This window comes from Nocardioides sp. zg-1228, assembly GCF_017086465.1.
GTDB lineage: Bacteria > Actinomycetota > Actinomycetes > Propionibacteriales > Nocardioidaceae > Nocardioides.
In genome coordinates this window covers 216,685-235,816 of sequence record NZ_CP070961.1, presented here as the reverse complement: position 1 = coordinate 235,816, position 19,132 = coordinate 216,685, and the positions used below count along the sequence as shown (strand labels likewise).

19 protein-coding genes are annotated in these 19,132 nt (G+C 74.9%); 11 read left to right on the top strand and 8 right to left on the bottom strand.

All coding sequences use genetic code 11. The features are described from left to right. Positions 1-87 precede the first annotated feature (87 nt). Positions 88-513 carry an SRPBCC family protein gene (locus tag JX575_RS01180; RefSeq protein WP_241005284.1) on the bottom strand — a complete coding sequence of 142 codons (426 nt, stop codon included), beginning with the start codon at positions 511-513 and terminating at the stop codon, positions 88-90. Positions 514-620: 107 nt separating this feature from the next. Here JX575_RS01180 and JX575_RS01175 point away from each other — a divergent pair, with 107 nt between their 5' ends. Continuing rightward, positions 621-971, top strand: a complete 351-nt coding sequence (locus tag JX575_RS01175) for a DoxX family protein (RefSeq protein ID WP_186339886.1) — start codon at positions 621-623, stop codon at positions 969-971. Here the strand turns inward: JX575_RS01175 and JX575_RS01170 are convergent. Both JX575_RS01170 and JX575_RS01165 read right to left on the bottom strand, forming a co-directional pair. Next, a complete protein-coding gene (locus JX575_RS01170) occupies positions 953-1,567 on the bottom strand; it encodes a TetR/AcrR family transcriptional regulator (RefSeq protein ID WP_206054470.1) in 615 nt (204 codons plus the stop codon). The genes JX575_RS01175 and JX575_RS01170 overlap by 19 nt on opposite strands. A gap of 44 nt (positions 1,568-1,611) precedes the next feature. Continuing rightward, positions 1,612-2,202, bottom strand: coding sequence for a DUF2867 domain-containing protein (locus JX575_RS01165; protein WP_186339885.1), 591 nt, complete (start codon positions 2,200-2,202; stop codon positions 1,612-1,614). 192 nt (positions 2,203-2,394) lie between these two features. On the opposite strand from JX575_RS01165, the gene JX575_RS01160 reads away from it, so the two are divergent. Beyond that, a complete protein-coding gene (locus tag JX575_RS01160; protein ID WP_206054469.1) occupies positions 2,395-3,159 on the top strand; it encodes an amidohydrolase family protein in 765 nt (254 codons plus the stop codon). 20 nt (positions 3,160-3,179) lie between these two features. Next, positions 3,180-3,746 carry a hemerythrin domain-containing protein gene (locus JX575_RS01155; protein ID WP_186339884.1) on the top strand — a complete coding sequence of 189 codons (567 nt, stop codon included), beginning with the start codon at positions 3,180-3,182 and terminating at the stop codon, positions 3,744-3,746. Positions 3,747-3,763: 17 nt separating this feature from the next. Here JX575_RS01155 and JX575_RS01150 read toward each other — a convergent pair whose 3' ends face one another. After that, on the bottom strand, positions 3,764-4,123 hold the full coding sequence (locus JX575_RS01150; protein WP_206054468.1) for a helix-turn-helix domain-containing protein: 360 nt from the start codon (positions 4,121-4,123) through the stop codon (positions 3,764-3,766). Positions 4,124-4,186: 63 nt separating this feature from the next. On the opposite strand from JX575_RS01150, the gene JX575_RS01145 reads away from it, so the two are divergent. The 3 genes from JX575_RS01145 to JX575_RS01135 are packed head-to-tail and all read left to right on the top strand — an operon-like array spanning position 4,187 to position 8,144. Next, entirely contained in the window at positions 4,187-6,448 is a 2,262-nt protein-coding gene (locus tag JX575_RS01145; protein ID WP_186339883.1) for an LLM class flavin-dependent oxidoreductase, read from the top strand. Further along, complete coding sequence (locus tag JX575_RS01140; RefSeq protein ID WP_186339882.1) at positions 6,445-7,272, top strand: nucleoside hydrolase; 828 nt, start codon at positions 6,445-6,447, stop codon at positions 7,270-7,272. Before JX575_RS01145 ends, JX575_RS01140 begins: the two co-directional genes overlap by 4 nt. A 50-nt stretch (positions 7,273-7,322) precedes the next feature. Beyond that, the gene (locus JX575_RS01135) at positions 7,323-8,144 is read left to right on the top strand and encodes an alpha/beta hydrolase (RefSeq protein ID WP_186339881.1); all 822 of its coding nucleotides are present in this window, start codon (positions 7,323-7,325) and stop codon (positions 8,142-8,144) included. A 16-nt stretch (positions 8,145-8,160) separates the two neighbouring features. Here the strand turns inward: JX575_RS01135 and JX575_RS01130 are convergent, their stop codons facing one another. The 4 genes from JX575_RS01130 to JX575_RS01115 form a co-directional block, all read right to left on the bottom strand. Further along, complete coding sequence (locus JX575_RS01130; RefSeq protein WP_186339880.1) at positions 8,161-8,643, bottom strand: MarR family transcriptional regulator; 483 nt, start codon at positions 8,641-8,643, stop codon at positions 8,161-8,163. 22 nt (positions 8,644-8,665) lie between these two features. Continuing rightward, a complete protein-coding gene (locus JX575_RS01125) occupies positions 8,666-9,790 on the bottom strand; it encodes an SGNH/GDSL hydrolase family protein (RefSeq protein ID WP_186339879.1) in 1,125 nt (374 codons plus the stop codon). Then, positions 9,787-10,365 carry a TetR/AcrR family transcriptional regulator gene (locus JX575_RS01120; protein ID WP_186339878.1) on the bottom strand — a complete coding sequence of 193 codons (579 nt, stop codon included), beginning with the start codon at positions 10,363-10,365 and terminating at the stop codon, positions 9,787-9,789. Before JX575_RS01120 ends, JX575_RS01125 begins: the two co-directional genes overlap by 4 nt. A gap of 64 nt (positions 10,366-10,429) precedes the next feature. Continuing rightward, positions 10,430-11,029, bottom strand: a complete 600-nt coding sequence (locus JX575_RS01115) for a DNA starvation/stationary phase protection protein (RefSeq protein ID WP_186339877.1) — start codon at positions 11,027-11,029, stop codon at positions 10,430-10,432. A 114-nt stretch (positions 11,030-11,143) separates the two neighbouring features. Here JX575_RS01115 and JX575_RS01110 point away from each other — a divergent pair, with 114 nt between their 5' ends. From JX575_RS01110 to JX575_RS01095, 5 genes are all read left to right on the top strand, one after another. Beyond that, positions 11,144-11,428: a Rho termination factor N-terminal domain-containing protein gene (locus tag JX575_RS01110; protein ID WP_186339876.1), complete on the top strand. Its 285-nt coding sequence runs from the start codon at positions 11,144-11,146 to the stop codon at positions 11,426-11,428. 452 nt (positions 11,429-11,880) lie between these two features. Then, positions 11,881-12,054 carry a CsbD family protein gene (locus JX575_RS01105; RefSeq protein ID WP_186339875.1) on the top strand — a complete coding sequence of 58 codons (174 nt, stop codon included), beginning with the start codon at positions 11,881-11,883 and terminating at the stop codon, positions 12,052-12,054. A gap of 88 nt (positions 12,055-12,142) precedes the next feature. Then, positions 12,143-12,271: a hypothetical protein gene (locus tag JX575_RS19750; protein WP_260988509.1), complete on the top strand. Its 129-nt coding sequence runs from the start codon at positions 12,143-12,145 to the stop codon at positions 12,269-12,271. Between the two features lie 60 nt (positions 12,272-12,331). Then, positions 12,332-15,721, top strand: coding sequence for an exodeoxyribonuclease V subunit gamma (gene recC / locus JX575_RS01100; protein WP_186339874.1), 3,390 nt, complete (start codon positions 12,332-12,334; stop codon positions 15,719-15,721). A 1-nt stretch (position 15,722) separates the two neighbouring features. Beyond that, a complete protein-coding gene (locus tag JX575_RS01095) occupies positions 15,723-19,085 on the top strand; it encodes a UvrD-helicase domain-containing protein (RefSeq protein WP_241005283.1) in 3,363 nt (1,120 codons plus the stop codon). Positions 19,086-19,132 lie beyond the last annotated feature (47 nt).

Here is a 19,132-nt window from a genome sequence, read left to right as displayed (position 1 = left end):
TCGCCCCTGACCTGCGGAGACGCGGGACAGGGGCGATCGTCTGTTGGCACGAGGGCAGACCCGCACCGGCTCGCCCTGGGCGCCAGGTCAGCGCTCGGCCACCGCCTCACACCGCGCCTTCAGGCCTTCCGCCTCCAGGTCGACGTACCTCGCGGTCCTCCGCAGGGTCAGCGCTCCGACCAGGGACGCCAGCGGACCGGTGTGGCGGATGCCGAGGCGCACAGCGGTCCGCGACCCGTCGTCGATCGGCTCGACCCAGTGGTCGCCGTAGGTGGTGACGCCGGACTTCGTCGCGACCCATCGGAAGTGTCGTCCCGGGGTGAGCTCATCCACGGTCCACACCATCGCGGGCATGCGCGGTTGCTCGATCTCGACCGCGAGGCCGAGCCCCACCCCCGCCCCGGTGGCGGTCCCCTCGACGATCCGCGCGCTCGTCATGGACGCGGTCCACTCCGGCATCCGCTCGACGTCGGCCAGCACCCGCCAGACGTCGTCGCTCGGTGCGTCGATCACGACTCTCCTGCTGCACTCCGTGGCCATTGGCACCCACCGTCCCTTCCTGGACTCCGCGATCGCGGTGTGTACCATATGGTACATCGTCCTCGTCGAAGGTGCCTCCCATGTATCCAGATCCCTCCTGGCCCGTCATCGCCCTGGCGGCACTCCAGGTGGTCGACGGCCTGCTGTGCGTCAAGCCGGTCGCGTTCATCGCCGCGTGCTTCGACGACGTCGGGTTCCCGACGCGCTGGCGCTGGGTCTTCCCGGTGGTCAAGCTCGCCGCGGCCGCGGGACTGCTGGTGGGCCTTGTCGTGCCCTATCTGGCAGCGGCGGCCACGGCCGGCCTGGTCGCGTACTTCGTCCTCGCCATCGGCGCCCACCTCAGGGCGCGGGACCTCGGCCGCAACCTCTTCGTCAACGCGACGGGGATGCTCGCCGTGTGCCTCGGGGTGCTCTACGCCTCGTTCGCCTGAGCCTTGTCACGGAGCAGGGCGGCGTAGAAGTCGAGGTAGCGCTCGTGCGCCCTCGCCACCGCCTCCGTGTCGCCGGTGGCGAGCAGGTCCAGCAGCAGTCCGCGGACCACCGCGATGCCGAGACGCGCGTCGACCGGCGCGTGCTCCGCGTCCCCGGTCGCGGCGGCGAACATGCCGGTCAGGGGCTCCATCCACTCCTCGACGGAGCTCTTGGGCAGCTCTGCCGCCGCGCCGGACCCCTGCAGGCCGGCGGCGTAGAGCTGGAAGAACAACCTCTCGTGCGGGGCGACCGAGGGGCTCGACAGCGAGCGCCACATCGCGCGTGCGGCGGCGATGGGGTCCGGGTGGATGGAGGCGAGCTCGACCCGCCGCTCACGCTGGAGGCGTTCGACCTCCTCGACGACCGCCACGAGCAGGCCGTCGAACGAACCGAAGTGGTAGATGAGCATCCGGTGGCTGGTGCCGACCTCTTCGGCCAGACGCCTCAGCGTCCAACCCCCGCTCCCCTCGCGGGCCATGAGCTCGATCGTGGCGTCGAGCAGCCGACGCCGCGGGTCGGTGGGCCCCGCAGAGTCCCCACTGCTCCGCTCCGACACACCCGCAACCCTAGACGACGGCGCGGCTCCGGACGTTGAGCCGGTCACGACGCCGGCTCGGTCCGCGACTCGCGCCACCGCCTCTCGATCCCGTTGAGGAGTGCGGGGTAGACGACCCGGTGACGCAACGGCCTGATGAGCGCCATGTAGGCGCGCCCGAGGCGGCCGTTGGGACGCACGAGGACCGCCATCTGGCCGCGATGACCGCCGCGGCCGTCCGCCACCCAGCCGAGGTGCATCACCGTGTGGACGGTGCGGTTGGCCATCTCGGCGGCCCACTCGTCCCCGGTCTCGTAGAGCGTCACGAACGGTACGCCCGGGAGGTCGCTGCGCGGTGCCCGGACGAGGTCGGCGGGCAGGCGGCCGCGCAGCGATGCCACCCGGTCGCCGAGCCCCGACTCCGGCCGGTCCCACCCGAGGAGCTGGCCGATCCGCCAGCGGGCAGCCCAGAGCACCTGGACGATGCGCGGCGCACTGGCGGGGAAGTCGTCCTCGACGAAGGCCGCGACGAGGGAGCCGAACTCGTCGCCGGCCCCGTTGGTCTCGATGGCCCAGACGTCCTCCAGGGTGAAGTCCCGGGTGGCGTCGTGGATGCGCCACGGCTGGTCGACATGGGCCTGTCGCGGCAGTCTCATGAGGTGCTCTCCGTTCGTCGGGTGCCCTGCGGCGGGACACGGATGCGTACCACATGGTACAACCACGTATGTACCATATGGTACGTCCGCGGGTCGAGCGCAGGCCGCGGCGAGTCGTCCGAGGAGGACCCGGTGGGAGCAGTCGACGTATGGGCACAGCAGGTCACACCGCGCATGGCCGAGCAGCCGTGGATGGCGAGCCTGCTCCGCTGGACGCGCCAGGACAGCCGCGACATCGTCGTCCCGGTGGAGCGGACGGTCGCGACCATGGACGAGGCCGACGTCGACATCGCGCTCCTGTCCGCCTGGCACGGCCCGACCGGTGCGCTGATCAGCAACGACGAGGTGCTCGATGCGGTGAGCACGCGGCCGGACCGGTTCCGCGCCCTCATCAGCGTCGACCTGCACCGGCCCTCCGATGCGGTGAGCACCATCCGGGAGCTGGCGAGCGACGACGCGGTCGTGGGGGTGCGGGTGGTCCCGTGGCTCTGGGACCTGCCACCGGACGACCGGCTCTACTACCCCGTCCATGCAGCATGCGTCGAGACGGGCCTGCCCTTCTGCACCCAGATCGGCCACACCGGGCCGCTCAGGTCCTCGGAGACCGGACGCCCCATCCCCCACCTCGAGCGCGTGCTGCTCGACTTCCCCGAGCTCGTGGTCGTCGGTGGTCACGTGGGCTTCCCGTGGCTCGACGAGGTGACGTCGCTGGTCCTCAAGTTCCCCAACTTCTACGTCGACTCGTCCGCGTACGCCGTCCATCGCCTGCCGACCGCCTTCGTCGACCTGGCGGCGGGAGTGGGCCGCGGGCGCGTCATGTTCGGCACCAACCACCCCATGCTGAGCGCTGCTCGCGCGCTGGAGGGACTGCCCCACCTCGGGTGGGGCGACGACGTGGTCGCGGCGTTCCTCAGCACGACGGCCCGCCGGGTGTTCGACCTGCCCGACCCGCGCTGAGCTGCGCCTAGGATCGACGGGTGCCGCCCATCGACGACGAGTCCCGTCCGCGCGTGGCGGGCTCGGTCGAGCTGACGCCCCAGCAGCGGGCGGGCGGTGACCACCTGCGGATGGTCCACGACCACTTCCGCGCCCAGCTGGCAGCCCTGAGCCGCGCCGTGGAGGGCGTACGGGACGGGGCGGGCGACGGGGCGGGCCAGATCGGAGCGGGGGACCTCGCGGCGGTGCGCGCAGGGGTCCACGGCCTCGCGCCGGCACTGACCGCCCAGCAGGTCGCCGGGATGTGCGGGCAGGTCTGCCGCTTCCTGACGATGCACCACTCGATCGAGGACCAGAGCCTGTTCCCCGCCGTCGCGACCCTGGAGAGGTACCGCCCCGTCGCCGTGCGGCTGGGCGAGGAGCACCTGGTCGTCCACGCCCACCTCGAACGGGTCGACGACCTGGCCGTGGCCGTCGCGTCCGACCCGGCCCGGGTCGAGGAGCTGCTCGCCGCGGTCACCGACCTCCGGACCGACCTCGAGTCGCACTTCGCCTACGAGGAGGCCGAGATGGCCGAGCCGCTGGGACTGCTGGGGCTCCTCGTCTAGCTGCCCCCGGGCGCCGCTCACCCCGTCGTGCGGGACTCCTGGTGCCCCCAGCGGAGCTGGTAGGCCATCAGCGGCTGGAGGGCGGCGAGCAGGTCGCGTCCGCGCGGGGTGAGCCGGTAGCGCACCTGGACGGGGGTCGACGGCACGACCTCGCGCTCGACGAGGTCGTGGGCCTCGAGCTCGCGCAGGCGGGCGGTGAGGAGGCGGGCGGAGAGCCCGTCGACCGCGGCCTCGATCTCGCCGAACCGGGTCGCACCGCGACCGAGGGCGAGCATGATCGCTCCGGTCCAGCGGCGCCCGACGAACTCCAGGATCGGGGTCGCCTCGCGGCAGGTGGCGTCGTCGATCAGGTCGCGGGGGGCGAGGGTCCGGGTCACTTACCCATCGTAACCCGCTTACCCCAGGTTGTCCCGGTGGCGTCGAGGACGGATCCTTGGGGCATGCCCGACTACGGCCACCCCCTTCGCTTCGGCACCTTCCTGACCCCCACGGCCGCGACGCCGCAACGACCCGTCGACCTCACGCTGGTCAGCGAGGACCTCGGCTACGACCTCGCGACCTTCCAGGACCACCCCTACCAGCCGTCGTTCCTCGACACGTGGACCCTGATGTCGTACGCGGCGGCTCGCACCGAGCGGATCCACCTCTCGGGCAACGTGCTCAACCTGCCGCTGCGGCAGCCGGCGGTGCTCGCCAAGTCGGTGGCCAGCCTCGACCTGCTCAGCGGCGGCCGGGTGGCGCTCGGGCTGGGCGCCGGCGGGTTCTGGGACGCGATCGAGGCCTACGGCGGCACCCGGCTCACCCCCGGCGAGGCGGTCGACGCCCTGGCCGAGGCCATCGAGATCATCCGTGGCGTCTGGGACACCGGCGACCGCTCGGTGCTCGCGATCCCCGGCTCCCACCACCGGGTCCACGGCGCGAAGCGCGGCCCGGCGCCGTCGCACCGGGTGCCGATCTGGCTCGGCGCCCTCAAGCCCCGGATGCTGCGGCTGATCGGGCGCTCCGCCGACGGCTGGCTGCCCTCGCTGGCCTACCTGCAGCCCGGCGACCTCCGGCGCGGCATGGCCACCATCGACGAGGCGGCCCGCAAGGCCGGCCGCGACCCGGCCGAGGTGACCCGCCTGCTCAACGTGGGCCCCGACCTGGGCGCCGACGACCTCGTGAGCCTCGCCGTCGAGGACGGGGTCAGCACCTTCATCGTGACGGGCGACGACGAGGGCGGCCTGCGCCGCTTCGCCGGCCTCTTCGACGAGGTCCGCGAGCGGGTCGCCGAGGCGCGCAGCGCCAGCGGCACGACGGTGCGGACGACCGTGCGCGGTCCGGCGGCGCTCGCGCGGCGGCTGCCCGGCATCGCGTACGACGACCTCCCGGACACCCTGGCCGAGCGGGCCGTCGAGCCGGGTGACGCGGCCTACGCCCGCTACCGCTCGGCCTACCTGCGGGGCGGCGCGCCGGGCCTGGTGCTGCGACCGCGCACCGTGGCGGAGGTGCAGGAGGCGGTCGCCGTCGCGAGCGAGCACCGCGACCTGCCCCTCGGCATCCTCAGCGCAGGGCACGGGATCTCGGGCCGCTCGCTCAACCACGGCGGGCTCGTCGTCGACGTGAGCGCGCTCGACTCCATCGAGGTGCTCGACCCGGAGGCCGGCACGGTGCGGATCGGGCCCGGCGCCCGGTGGGCCGGCGTCGCCCGGGCGCTGGCCCCGCACGGCCTGGCGATCAGCAGCGGCGACTACGGCGGCGTGGGGGTCGGCGGGCTGGCGACCGCGGGCGGCATCGGCTGGTTCGCCCGCTCGCACGGCCTCACCATCGACCACCTGACCGCCGTCGAGCTGGTGCTGGCCGACGGCCGGGTGGTCCGGGCGACGGCAGAGGAGGAGCCCGACCTGTTCTGGGCGGTGCGCGGCGCCGGGGCCAACTTCGGCATCGCCACCTCCTTCGACTTCACCGCCGCCCGCGTGGGCACCATCGCCTTCGCCCAGCTCGCCTTCGACGCGAGCGACACCGCGACGTTCCTCGAGCGGTGGGGCCGCGCGATCGAGGAGGCCGACCGCAGCGTCACCGGTCAGGTCGTCCTCGGCCGGCGGCGCGGTGGGCAGCGGATCGCCCAGGCGATGCTCGTCGTCGAGTCCGACGACCCCGAGACCGTCGTCGCACGGCTGCAGCCGGTGGCCGAGGTGGCGCCGCTCGTGCAGCAGGACGTCGCCCTGACGACCTACGACCAGGTGATGGGGCTGTTCGGCAGCGACGAGCCGCAGCAGGGCCAGGGCGAGCCGCGCACCCACTCGGGGCTGGCCGACCACCTCACCCCCGAGCTCGCCGCGGAGGTGGCCGCCCTGCTCGACGGCGGGTCGTCCTACTTCTTCTCCCTCCGTGCGGTCGGAGGTGCGGTCAGCGACGTGCCGAGCCACGCCACGGCCTACGCCGGGCGCAGCGCGGGCTTCTCGCTGTCGGCGTTCGGGGCCGACGGCCGCTTCGACGACGCCTGGGAGCGGCTGGTGCCGCACCTGTCCGGCAGCTACCTCAGCTTCGAGACCGGCACCGGACCGGTCTGGCTCGAGCGGGCCTTCCCGCCGGCCCACCTCGCCCGGCTGCGCGAGCTCAAGGCCGGGTTCGACCCCACGGGCCTGTTCCGCGACAACTTCTTCATCCCTCCGACCGTCGCCACGGCCGCCGACCTCGCCTCTGAGGGCCCGGCCGCGTGAGGCGGGTCGTCCTCGACGTCGACACCGGGATCGACGACGCCCTCGCGCTCCTCTACGCCGTCGTCAGCCCGGTCCTGGAGCTCTGCGGGGTCACCACCGTGGTCGGCAACGTCCCGGCCGAGGTGGCCGCCCGCAACTCCGCGGCGGTCCTGGGCCACGCGGGCGCCCGCGAGGTGCCCGTGGCGCTCGGCGCCACGACCACGCTCTCCGGCGCCGGGGCGCGGGAGGGCGCGAGCAACCACGGCCCCGACGGGCTCGGCGGGGTCCGGCTGGCGTCGGCGCGCCAGTCGGCGTACGCCGACCCCGTGGCCGTGCTGCGCACCGCGGCCGACGGCGGCCCGGCCACCCTCGCCGGCCTGGCGCCGATGACCAACCTGGCCTCGCTCGCCCACCTCGCCGACGACCTGGTGCTCGTCGCGGGCGAGCTCGCGCTCGAGGAGCCGCCCGAGCTCAACGCCGCCCACGACCCCGACGCCACCGCCCACGTCCTGGTGAGCGAGCGACCCACGACGCTCTACGTCGCGGACGTGTTCGAGCAGGTCGCGGTGGCGCCGGGCGACGTCGAACGACTCCGGTCCTCCGCCCGCCCGGCCGCGGCCCTGGCCGGCGCGCTGCTGGCCGTGCGCCGCGCCCACCTCGTCGGCGACGCCGGCGCTCTCGTCCTCCTCACCCACCCGCACCTGTTCCGCGTCGAGCCGCGACGGATGGGGCAGGTGGGCGCCCACCTCACCGAGGCCGGTGACGGCCGCGTGCTGCCGGTGGCGGTGGAGGTGGACGCCCCGGCGGTGGCACGGACGTTCGTCGAGGCGCTGCTCGCGCACTGAGGAGGCACGGCGCTCTGGCGCATGTACTTCGAATGCGAAACACTGTGGGCATGTCGAGCCGTCTCGGTCCCCGTCTGCGCAGGTCGGTGCGGCTCGCCCTGGTGGCGGCGCTGCTGGGCGCGGGAGCGTCGGCCTGTGCCGACGATCCGGACCCCGCGGACGCCCCGCAGCCGCCGACCGCGGAGGTCACCTCCCTGGCGGATCGCTGCCTCAGCGCCTACCCGGACGGCGTGCCGGTCGAGCGCGTCGTGCTGGAGGGGGACGGCACGGACATCGTCGGGGCCATCGTGGGCGACTCCCCGGCGACGACGGCGGTCGTGCTGCTCCCGCAGATCGGCCCGGCGGGCCTGTGCGGATGGCTGCCCTATGCCGCCGTCATGGCACGTGCCGGGATCACGTCGTTGCCCATGGACCCCTGCGGCTACGGCGAGTCCGCGTGTGACGACGTGCCGATCGAGACCCAGGTCGAGCTCGCGATCGACCACCTGCGTGACCTCGGGGCGGACCGCGTCGTGCTGATGGGCGCCTCGATGGGCGGGTCGCAGACGGTGCGAGCGGTGGGTGCGGGCGCCGAGGTCGACAGCTGGGTCGACCTCTCCGGCCCCAGCGCCTGGGAGGGCGAGTGGCTGCTGGACGTGGCCGGGGACGTCGACGAGCCCGGCCTCGTGGTCCGGGCGCGCAGCGACGGAGACCCCGGCGAGTTCGCGCGAGCCCGACGGCTGGCGGAGCGCACGGGCGCGACGTTCGTCGAGGCGCCCTCGGGGCACGGGTGGGACATGCTGCTCGACGTCGACCGCCGTCCCACCCGGGTGGGGCGGGCCGTGCTGGAGTTCGTCTGCTCCGGCCGGCCCGAGGCGTGCAACGACCGGTAGGCGCGGAAGCCGCTGGTCAGCGGTGCCAGGTCGCGGACACGTCGTCCAGGCCGTGGGCGATGCGTCCCAGCGCCGCCCGGAGCTCGTCCCGCGCGGCCGCACCCCCGACCGACCGGTCGAGGCGGCGTACGACGTCGGCCACGATCGCCTCGCACGCCGTCCGCTTGGCCTCGCCCGCCGGGGTCAGCGTGAGGGTGACCGAGCGTCCGTCGCTCTCCGACCTCGTGCGCCTCAGGTGGCCGCGACGCTCCAGGAGGTTGAGGTAGCCCGTGAGGGTGCCCGGCGACAGCGAGAGCCGCTCGGCGAGGCGGCCGGGGGTGTCCGCTCCGCGGTGCACCTGGCCGTAGACGGCGTAGTGGGCGGGCGCGACCCCCTCGCGCAGGAGCGCGGTCTTCAGGAGCGCTCCGATGCGCTGGTCCAGCACGAAGAGGTCCAGCAGCAGGTTGCTGCCCGGCTCGTCGAGCACGGGCGGGGGCGGGTCCGAGGAACGCCGTGGCATGGCGGCACCCTACGGCGGGCCGCTACCACTCGCCCAACGCGGCGAACCGCTCCCCGATGAGCCGGTGCGTCTGCGAGTCGGGGTGCAGGTTGTCGGGCAGCGGCAGCCGCTCGGCGTCCGCCGGGCCGTAGAGCGCGAGGCCGTCGACGTACGCCAGGTGCGGGTCGGCGCGCCGCTCGACCACCTCGGCGAGCACCTCGCGCACGACCTCCAGGGTCAGCGCGCCCCGCCCGACCGCCTCGGGGTCGCCGGTGGCGACGAAGGCGACCCGCCCCTCGGCCAGCGCCTCCATGTCCGGGCCCGTCGGGCCGGGCGTCGCCTCGTGGATCCCGCAGTGGACGGGTGAGACCAGCCGGATCGGCGTACGCGGGTGGCCGTCGCGGATCGTGTCGAGCCAGCCGTGCAGCGCCGGACCGAGCGCACGGCGGCGCAGCAGGTCGGTGTTGACGAGGTTGATGCCGATCTTGAGGCTGATCACGTCGGCCGGGGTGTCGCGGAGGGTGCGGGCGACGAACGGGTCGAGCAGCGCGCTGCCGCCGAGCCCGAGGTTGACCAGGTCGAGGCCCGCGAGACGGGCGGCCACCACGGGCCAGGGCTCGGTGGGGTGGGTCGCGACCGAGCCGTGGCTGATCGAGCTGCCGTGGTGCACCCAGCGCGGCCGCTCCTGCACGTGCGGCGCGAGCGGGCCGTCGGCCCGAAGGTCGATGAGCTCGGTCTGCTCGTCGTGCGGGAGCCAGACCTCGACGTGGCGCTCCCCCGCGGCGTCGGGCGCGGGCAGGTCGATCACCAGGGTGACCGGCTCGCCGGCGGTGAGCGTGCTGGCACCGGTCATCATGTCGACGTCGAGCACGTTGCCACCGGGCGCCTGCACCCGCTGCACCAGCTCGCCGTCGACCAGCACGTCGTACCAGCCGTCGGGCCGGGCGGGCGCGCCGACGTAGCGCCGCTTGGTGGGCAGCACGTCGAGCTCGAGCCGGGTGGCCGCGGTGCGCAGCGCGAGGCGTACGCCGGCGGGCTGGGCCTCGACGAGGCGCAGCTGCGGGTCGTCGGTCTGACGGCGAGCCCACGCGGGCAGCCGGTGCGGCAGCAGGCCGCGCGCCGTCTGCTCGAGCTCGAGCGCGCCGGCGACGAGGGCGGGGTCGATCATCGTGCCTCCCAGGAGCGCAGCAGGGTGTCGAGCCCGTCGAGCACGCGCTCCCACGTGTCGTCGGACGTGGGGGCGCTCGCACCGCCGTGGCCGAAGGCGCCGGCGGCGTCGAGGGCGGCGTAGCCGTGGAAGGTCGCGCCGAGCAGGCGCACCGCGTGGGTCTCGTCGGCGGCCGACAGCGCGTAGCCGCGCAGGGCGGACCGGGTCAGCTCGGCGTGCCGCGGGCCGGCGCTGGCCGCGGCGGCCTCGGCGTCGAGCGGCAGCCGGGTGGCGGCGTAGCGCCCCGGGTGGGCCCGGGCGTAGTCGCGCCAGACGCCGCCGAGGGCGACCAGCGCCGACCGGCCGCCGACCCCGGCGAGCGCGGCCGCGACCGCGTCGGCGGTCTCCTCGAGGGCGAGCAGCGCCACCCGGACGCGGACGTCGTCGGCGCTGCGGACGTGGGTGTAGAGGCTCGGGGTCGCGATGCCGAAGCGCTGGGCGAGCGCCGCGAGGGTCACGCGATCGAGGCCGACCTCGTCGGCGAGCTCGGCGGCGGCCTCGGTGACGCGCCCGCTGGTCAACCCGGCTCGGGGCATGGTGCGGCCCCCTTCCTCATGCGGTGAGGCTCTCACCTTAGGGCATGAGGAAAGGGGCCCTTGATCAGCGGCTGCGGGTGGCCTTGCGCGCCGCGTCCACCTCGTCCTTGGCGCCCTCGCTGACGAGCGCGCCGCTCGCGCCCTGCAGGTGGGCCCGGATGAACCACTGGTACTGCTCGAGCTCGCCGGTCTGCCCGGTGAGGATGTCCTCGGTGACGGGGTCGTCCTCGACCGCCTCGATCGCCGCACGATGGTCGGCGATGATGCCGGTGTACACGAGGTCGAGGGCGGCGAGGTGCGCCGCGGTGTCGGCGCGGCCGAGGTCGTAGTCGTCCCACGAGCGGGCCGCGACGAGGGCGCCGGGCAGGCCGTTGGGCGGGACGCCCAGCGTCGACATCCGCTCGGCGAGCACGTCGACCATGGCGCGGACGCCGTCGATCTGCGGGTCGAGCATCTCGTGGACGCCGATGAAGTGCGGGCCCACGACGTTCCAGTGCGCGTGCTTGAGCGTGAGCGCGAGGTCGTTGAGGGCGTGCACCCGCATCTGCAGGGCGTCGGCGACGGCGTGGCCCGTCGCGGTGTCGAGGCCCGGGACGGTCAGCGGCGCGTCGGCGTCGCTGGTGACCTGGGACGGGGTGGCGGTACGTGTCGTCTTCTTGGTCATGTCCTCCAACCTAGGCCCGGCGCGCAAGCCCGTCGCGGGCGGGCACCGGCCTCGTCGGCCCCCTCCCCCGCTCGGGTGAGGAGCCGTCGCGGAGCCGGTGGCACCGTGGTCCGCATGGCCGAGAAGAAGACGACGACGAAGGATCCCGGACCGTCGGTCAAGGACGCGGAGGTCTACGAGGCCCTGCGCGACGACGGCGCCAGCAAGGAGAAGGCGGCCCGCATCGCCAACGCCTCGGCCGCCCGCGGCCGCTCGTCGGTCGGCGAGCGCGGCGGCGAGGCGACGGCCTACGAGGACCGCACGGTCGACGAGTTGCGCAGGCGCGCCGCCGAGCTCGACATCGAGGGCCGCTCGACGATGTCGAAGGCCGAGCTGATCGACGCGCTCCGCAACCACTGAGACCGACCCGGCGCTCGAGCCGGCACACGACGCGCCGACCGGACCATCGAACCGGCACACGACGCGCCGCCTCGGGGGCGAACTGTGGTCAGGATGCGCCGACTCGGCGGGAGATCACGGCGAAGATGCGCCCACTCGACTAACGGGGGTCGAGCTCGGCGAGGGCGCGGAGCCGCCTCGACGCCCTCCGCGCCGACGAGATCGCCCACACCCGACCGCCGGAGCAGCCGCGCCCCCAGGTCGGCCCCGCCGACGGCTCCGGCCCCGCACCCCTGCGCGCGTCGTCCTGACCTCCCTTCCGTCAGTCAGGGCGACGCCCCGGGCGGCCCCAGGGTGGGCCGGGTCGACGCCCGGCCCGGTCCACCCGGACGGGTGTCCTTGTCCGACCACCGCCGTGGCAGGTTGGAGGAAGGACCAGCTGGTCCCGCACCTACCTCAGAGGAGGAACGACGATGGGTCTGGACGACAAGTTCGACAACAAGTCCGACGAGCTCAAGGGCAAGGCAAAGGAGGCCACCGGCAAGGCCACCGACGACGAGAAGCTCGAGACCGAGGGCAAGACCGACCAGGCCGGCGCCAACCTCAAGCAGGCCGGCGAGAAGGTCAAGGACGCCTTCAAGGGCTGATCCGGCTGCACGGGCCATCCGCTCGCCGACCGGCGCGGCAGCCGCGTACGCCGCGCATGCCGCGCCGGTCGCTGGGTACGAGCGGGCCATGACCAACGACCCCGACAAGATCGATCCGTCGAAGCAGAGTGGCCGCCCCGTCATGCTCACCGGGGCCCTCGTGGGCCTCTTCCTCGCCCTCGCCCTGATGGTGGTCGTCTACCTGCTCGCCCGCTGACGCGCCCCCCACCGCCCGCCTCCGCTGCGGGTGTCGGTCGGCGCTCATAGGGTGGCGCCCGTGACCCTGCACCTCCACACCGCCGAGCGCACCGACGCGCTGGCCGACGGCCTGGCGGACCTGCTGGTCACCCCGCTGCCCGATCCGTTCGCGCGCGAGGTCGTCGTCGTGCCGGCCCGCGGCATCGAGCGCTGGCTGACCCAGCGCCTCTCGCACCGCCTCGGCGTCGGCGCGCGCGGCGGCGACGGCGTGTGCGCGGGCGTCGAGTTCGTCACCCCGTCCTCCCTGGTGTCGATGCTGCTCGACCGCGACGCCGACGACCCGTGGAGCCCCGACCGCCTGGCCTGGCCCCTGCTCGAGGTGGTCGACGAGGCGATGGGCACTGCCGGGTTCGAGGACCTCACCCGCCACCTCGGCGCCGGCGATCCCGGCGACGAGCGCTCCGCACGCCGCTACGCGGTGGCCCGCCGCCTCGCCGGGCTCCTCTCCTCCTACGCCGTCCAGCGTCCGCAGCTGGTGCGCGACTGGAGGGCCGGACGCGACACCGACGGCGCGGGCGGGCCGCTCGACACCGACCTGCGGTGGCAGGCCGAGCTGTGGCGCCGGCTGCTCGCCCGCGTCGACGCGCCCCCACCCGACCTGCGCCACGAGACGACCCTGCGGCTGCTGCGCGACGGCGACGACGGGCTCGACCTGCCCGGCCGCCTCTCGCTGTTCGGCCACACCCGGATGCCGGTGACCGAGGTGGAGCTGCTGCGCGCCCTGGCCGGGCGCCGCGACGTCCACCTGTGGCTGCCGCAGCCCTCCCCCGCCCTCTGGGAGGCGCTTGCCTCGACGGCGGCGGCCGGGCCCGTGCCGCGGGCCGACGACCGGTCCGCCGACCTCGTCGCGCACCCGCTCCTCGCCTCGCTCGGCCGCGACACGCGCGAGCTGCGCCGCACGCTCGGCGAGCTCGATCCCGAGCAGCACCCGTCGGGCCACGCCGATCCCGCCACCCTGCTCGGCTGGCTGCAGTCCGACCTGCGGGCCAACCGGCTGGCCGACGCGGGCACCCGCGCCGGGCGCGTACGGGCGCGCACCGACCTGTCCGTGCAGGTGCACGCGTGCCACGGCACCGCCCGACAGGTCGACGTGCTGCGCGAGGTCCTGGTCGGGCTGCTCCAGGACGACCCGACGCTCGAGCCGCGCGACATCCTCGTGATGTGCCCCGACATCGAGACCTACGCCCCGCTCATCTCGGCGGGCTTCGGCCTCGCCGACGTGGCCCACGAGGACGTCGGGCACCCGGCGCACCGCCTGCGGGTGCGCCTCGCCGACCGGTCCCCCGGCGCGACCAACCCGCTCCTCGGGGTCGCCGCCGACCTCGTCGAGCTGGCCGCCGGCCGGATGACGGCCACCGCCGTGCTCGACCTCGCCGCTACCGAGCCGGTCCGGGCCCGCTTCGGCCTCACCGACGACCATCTCGAGCGGATCGCGCGATGGGTCGACCAGGCAGCCATCCGGTGGGGCTACGACCGCGACCACCGCGCCGGCTTCGGCCTCGACCTCGACGCCAACACCTGGCTCGCCGGCCTGCAGCGGGTCCTGCTGGGCGCGGCGATGTCCGGGGAGGGGCACCGGTCCGTGGGCGGCACGCTGCCGCTCGACGACGTCGGCGACGGCCACCTCGACCTCGTCGGCAGCTTCGTGGAGATGGTCGAGCGCCTCCACGCGTTCGTGCGGGAGGCCGCCGCCGCGACGACCGTCGGCGACTGGACGGGCGCGCTCGGACGGGCGGTGCACGGGCTCACCCTCAGCGGCACCGACGACGCCTGGCGGGTCGCGCAGTTCGACCGCGAGCTCGCCCGCATCGACGCCGGCGTCGGCGACCACGACACCCGCCTGCGCCACGCCGACGTACGCGCGCTGCTGCGCCACCGGCTGCGCGGGCGCGCGACGCGGAGCAACTTCCGCACCGGCACCCTGACGGTCTGCACGATGGTGCCGATGCGGTCGGTGCCGCACCGCGTGGTGTGCCTCGTCGGGCTCGACGACGGCGTCTTCCCGCGGCTCGAGGCCGTCGACGGCGACGACGTGCTGGCCCGACGACCGATGACCGGCGAGCGCGACATCCGCTCCGAGGACCGCCAGCTCCTGCTCGACGCGATCGGCGCCGCCACCGAGACGCTCGTGGTGACCTACGCCGGCCGCGGCGAGCACACCAACGACGACAAGCCGCCGGCCGTCCCGCTCGGCGAGCTCCTCGACGCGCTCGACCGCACGGCCAGCGCGCCCGTGCGGGACCACGTCCTCGTCCACCACCCGCTCCAGCCCTTCGACGAGGCCAACCTCACCGCAGGCGCGCTGGTCGCCCCCGGCGACCGCCCTTTCTCCTTCGACCGCACGGCACTCGCCGGCGCCCAGGCGGCGCGGGCACCCCGGCCGGCGCCGCGCTCGCTCGTGCCGGGCCCGCTCGCGCCGCCCGAGCCCGCCCGCGAGGTGGAGCTCGCCGACCTCCACGACTTCCTCGCCCACCCGGTGCGCAGCTTCCTGCGCCACCAGCTGCGCATCACCACCCCCTACGACGTCGACGAGACCAAGGACGCGATCCCGATCTCGCTCGACGGGCTGGAGAAGTGGGACGTCGGCGACCGGCTGGTGCGCGACGTGCTCGACGGCGGCGAGCCCCAGGCCGCGATGCTCGCCGAGCAGCTGCGCGGGCTCCTCCCGCCCGAGGACCTCGGCGCCGCCATGCTCACCGAGATCGTCCAGCGGGTGCGTCCGCTCGTCGAGGCCGCGGTGCCGTTGCGCCGGGGTCCCGCCCGCACCCTCGACGTCGACATCGACCTCGGCGACCGCCGGCTGACCGGCACGGTGGGCGGCGTCTTCGGCAACAACCTCGTCGCGGTGAGCTACTCCAGCCTCGGCGCCAAGCACCGGCTGGCCGCGTGGCTCGACGCCCTGGCCCTGGCCGCCGGCCACCCCGACGAGAACTGGGCCGCCCACACGATCGGCCGATGGGGGCGATCCGGACGTCGGGCGCTGGTGTCCCCGATGCCCGACGACGACGCCCGCGCCCACCTGCGCGACCTCGTGGCCGTGATGGAGCGCGGACGCTGCGAGCCCCTGCCGCTGCCGGTGCGCACCAGCCTGGCCTACGCCGAGGAGCACGCCATCGCCACCCGCGCGGGCGGCGGCAGCCAGGCCGACCCCGACGCCAAGGCCCGCGCCGAGTGGGAGACCCCGCGCTTCAACGAGTCCGGCTTCCCCAAGGAGGACGGCGACCAGTGGCACGTCCGCGCCTGGGGCGAGCGCGCCCCCTACGACCTGCTCGCGGCGCCGCTGCTCCCCGACGAGCGGGCCGCAGTCGACGAGCCGGCCGGTGGCACCGCGGCCCCCCACCGCCTGGGCCACTACGCCCTGCGGGTCTGGTCGCCGCTGCTCGCCCACGAGCTGGTACGGGGGATCTGAGATGAGCGAGCTGCCCGACCTGGCTGCCATGGAGACCTTCGACATCTGCGGCCCCCTGCCCACGGGCACCACCCTGCTCGAGGCGAGCGCCGGCACCGGCAAGACCTGGACGATCGCCGCGCTGGTGACGCGCTACGTCGTCGAGGGCGTGGCCACGTTGGAGGAGATGCTCGTCGTCACCTTCACCCGCGCGGCCAGCCAGGAGCTGCGCGACCGGGTGCGCCGCCAGCTCGACGAGGCTGCCGCCGTCCTCGCCGACCCGACCACCGCCGACCCGGCCAACCGCCTGCACCACTGGCTCCTCGACGCCGACGAGGCCGAGCGCGTCGTGCGCCGCGCCCGGCTCACCGAGGCGCTGACCTCGTTCGACGCCGCGACCATCGCCACCATCCACCAGTTCTGCCAGCTGGTGCTGCGCAGCCTCGGCGTCGCCGGCGACACCGACACCGGCGCCGTCCTCGTCGAGGACCTGGAGCAGCTGACCACCGAGGTCACCGACGACCGCTACCTCCACCTCTTCGCCCGTCAGCAGCACGCCTCGTGGACCCGCGACGACGCGCTGGGCATCGCCCGCGCGGTCGTGGGCGATCCCCGCGCCCGGGTGGCGCCGCAGGAGGCGCTGGTCGAGGAGCCCGACGGGCTCCCGGCCGCGCGCGTGCGGTTCGCCTGCGACGTGCTCGGCGAGATCGAGCGCCGCAAGCGCCGCCTGGGCGTGCTGTCCTACGACGACCTCCTCGGCCAGCTCGCCGACGCGCTGCGCGACGACGACGCCCCGGCCCGCGCCCGGATGCGCCAGCGCTGGAAGGTCGCGCTGATCGACGAGTTCCAGGACACCGACCCGGTGCAGTGGCAGGTCTTCGAGCGGGCGTTCCACGGCGTCGCCACGCTGGTGCTCATCGGCGACCCCAAGCAGGCCATCTACGCCTTCCGCGGCGGCGACATCGTCACCTACCTCGAGGCGGCCGAGCAGGCCACGACCCGGCAGACCCTCGGGGTCAACTGGCGTGCCGACCAGCCGCTGCTCGACTCGCTCCACGTGCTGGTCGAGGGCGCCGCCCTGGGCGACGAGCGCATCGCCGTCCACCCCGTGTCCGCGCACCACCGCACCCCCCGGCTCGACGGGGCCGGGCCGCCGTTCCGGCTGCGGGTGGTGCGCCACGACGAGCTCGGGCGCCGGCGTCCGCGCATCGGCGACTGGCGCCAGCACGTGCTCACCGACCTCGCCGCCGACGTCAAGCGGCTGCTGACCAGCGACGCCACCGTCGGCGCGGGCGACGAGACCCGGCCGATCGAGCCCAAGGACGTCGCGGTGCTCGCCGCCCGTCGAGCCGACCTGCTCGCCGCGCAGGACGCCCTGGCCGCCGTCGGGGTGCCCGCCGTGCTCAACGCCGGCGGCTCGGTCTTCAAGACCGCCGCGGCCACCCAGTGGCTCACGCTGCTCGAGGCGCTCGAGCAGCCCCACCGCGCCGACCGGGTGCGCGCCGCGGCGCTGACCGACTTCTTCGGGCGCACGGCCGAGGACCTCCAGGCCACGCCCGACCCCACCGACGCGCTGAGCGAGCACGTACGCCGCCTCGCCGACGTCTTCGCCGCCCGCGGGGTCGCCGCGGTGCTGGAGAGTGCGGTGCTCGACGGGCTCACCGCCCGGGTGCTGGGCCGCGTCGCGGGCGAGCGCACGCTCACCGACCTGCGCCACGTCGGCGAGGCGCTGCACAAGGTCACCGTGAGCGAACGGCTCGGCGTGGTCGGCCTGCTCGGCTGGCTGCGCGCGCAGGTGGCCGACGACAAGGTCGAGGTCGCCTCCGAGCGCACCCGACGGCTCGACTCCGACGCCGCCGCCGTCCAGCTGGTCACGATCCACGGCAGCAAGGGACTCGAGTACCCCGTCGTCTACCTGCCGACGCTCTGGGACCGCTGGGTGCGCGACGAGGACGTGCCGCTCTTCCACGACGCCGACGGCGAGCGCTGCCGCGACGTCGGGGGCCCCAGCCGGTGGCGCGACGCGGCCGTCGCCGCGAGCCGCCACGAGGACGCCGGCGAGTCCCTCCGGCTGCTCTACGTCGCCCTCACGCGGGCGCAGTCGCAGGTCGTCGCGTGGTACTGCCCCACCGCCAACAACACCGCCAGCGCGCCGCTCCACCGGATGCTCTTCGGGCGCGCGCCCGGGCACCCCCGCGTCAACGACGAGCAGCCGGTCGTCGGCGACGACGAGCTGGTCGAGATCCTGGGCCGCTGGAAGTCGGCCGGCGGGCCGCAGCCCGAGCTCGCCGTCCTCGCGCCCGTCGACACCACCCCGATCCAGCGCGACCTCCCCCCGCTGGCGGTGCGCCGCTTCGACCGCGACGTCGACACCGACTGGCGCCGTACGTCCTACTCCGCGCTGGCCGCGGCCGGCGCCCCGCACGGCGGTGCCGCCGAGCGGGTGCTGTCCGAGCCCGACGACGCGCCCGAGCTCGACGACGTCGAGCTCGACCCGCTCGACGACGGGCCCGTCCTCGACCCCGACCTCGACCTGGCGGCCGTCGCCTCGCCCATGGCCGACCTCCCGGTGGGCGCGGAGTTCGGCTCGCTGGTCCACGAGGTCCTCGAGCACGCCGACCCCGCCTCGCCCGACCTCCGCGCCGAGCTGCTGGCGCAGATCGAGGAGCACCGCGCGTGGTGGGCCGTCGACGTCGACGCCGACGCCCTCGCCGACGCGCTCGTCGCGGTCTGCGACTCCCCGCTGGGCCCGCTCGCTGGTGGGCTGACGCTGCGCGACATCCACGTCGGCGACCGGCTGCGCGAGCTCGACTTCGAGGTGCCCCTCGCCGGCGGCGACCTGGCCGCCGCGCGCGACGCGGCCCCGGTCGTCCTCGGCGACCTCGGCCCGCTGCTCCGTGCGCACCTGCCGGCCGGCGACCCCCTGCTGGCCTTCGCCGCGACGCTCGAGTCCGATCCCGACCTCGCGGCGCAGCGCCTGCTGGGCTACCTCACCGGCTCGATCGACGTGGTGGTCCGGGTGCCGGTCGAGGGCCGCACCCGCTACCTGACCGTCGACTACAAGACCAACTGGCTGGGCGACCGCGCCACGCCGGCGACGGCCTGGGACTACCGCCCGGCCGTCCTCGACGAGGCGATGGGGCACTCCGACTACCCCCTCCAAGCGCTGCTCTACGTCGTGGTGCTCCACCGCTACCTGCGCTGGCGGCTGCCGGACTACGAGCCTCACCTGCACCTCGGTGGGGTGCTCTACCTCTACCTGCGCGGCATGTGCGGCCCCGAGACGCCCAGCGTCGACGGCCGGCCGTGCGGCGTCTTCTCGTGGCAGCCGCCGGTCGCCCTCGTCACGTCGGTGTCCGACCTGCTCGACGGGGTGCGGCCGTGAACGCCCCCCGCCGTCCCTCACGCCCGCTGCGCTCCTCCGACCGACGC

Coding starts and splice junctions, on each gene's coding strand:
- JX575_RS01175 (WP_186339886.1), top strand. CDS start 621: ATGTATCCAGATCCCTCCTGGCCCGTCATCGCCCTGGCGGCACTCCAG.
- JX575_RS01130 (WP_186339880.1), bottom strand. CDS start 8,643: ATGCCACGGCGTTCCTCGGACCCGCCCCCGCCCGTGCTCGACGAGCCG.
- JX575_RS01165 (WP_186339885.1), bottom strand. CDS start 2,202: ATGAGACTGCCGCGACAGGCCCATGTCGACCAGCCGTGGCGCATCCAC.
- JX575_RS01110 (WP_186339876.1), top strand. CDS start 11,144: ATGGCCGAGAAGAAGACGACGACGAAGGATCCCGGACCGTCGGTCAAG.
- JX575_RS01095 (WP_241005283.1), top strand. CDS start 15,723: ATGAGCGAGCTGCCCGACCTGGCTGCCATGGAGACCTTCGACATCTGC.
- JX575_RS01115 (WP_186339877.1), bottom strand. CDS start 11,029: ATGACCAAGAAGACGACACGTACCGCCACCCCGTCCCAGGTCACCAGC.
- JX575_RS01120 (WP_186339878.1), bottom strand. CDS start 10,365: ATGCCCCGAGCCGGGTTGACCAGCGGGCGCGTCACCGAGGCCGCCGCC.
- JX575_RS19750 (WP_260988509.1), top strand. CDS start 12,143: ATGACCAACGACCCCGACAAGATCGATCCGTCGAAGCAGAGTGGCCGC.
- JX575_RS01105 (WP_186339875.1), top strand. CDS start 11,881: ATGGGTCTGGACGACAAGTTCGACAACAAGTCCGACGAGCTCAAGGGC.
- JX575_RS01135 (WP_186339881.1), top strand. CDS start 7,323: ATGTCGAGCCGTCTCGGTCCCCGTCTGCGCAGGTCGGTGCGGCTCGCC.
- JX575_RS01160 (WP_206054469.1), top strand. CDS start 2,395: ATGGCGAGCCTGCTCCGCTGGACGCGCCAGGACAGCCGCGACATCGTC.
- JX575_RS01145 (WP_186339883.1), top strand. CDS start 4,187: ATGCCCGACTACGGCCACCCCCTTCGCTTCGGCACCTTCCTGACCCCC.
- JX575_RS01125 (WP_186339879.1), bottom strand. CDS start 9,790: ATGATCGACCCCGCCCTCGTCGCCGGCGCGCTCGAGCTCGAGCAGACG.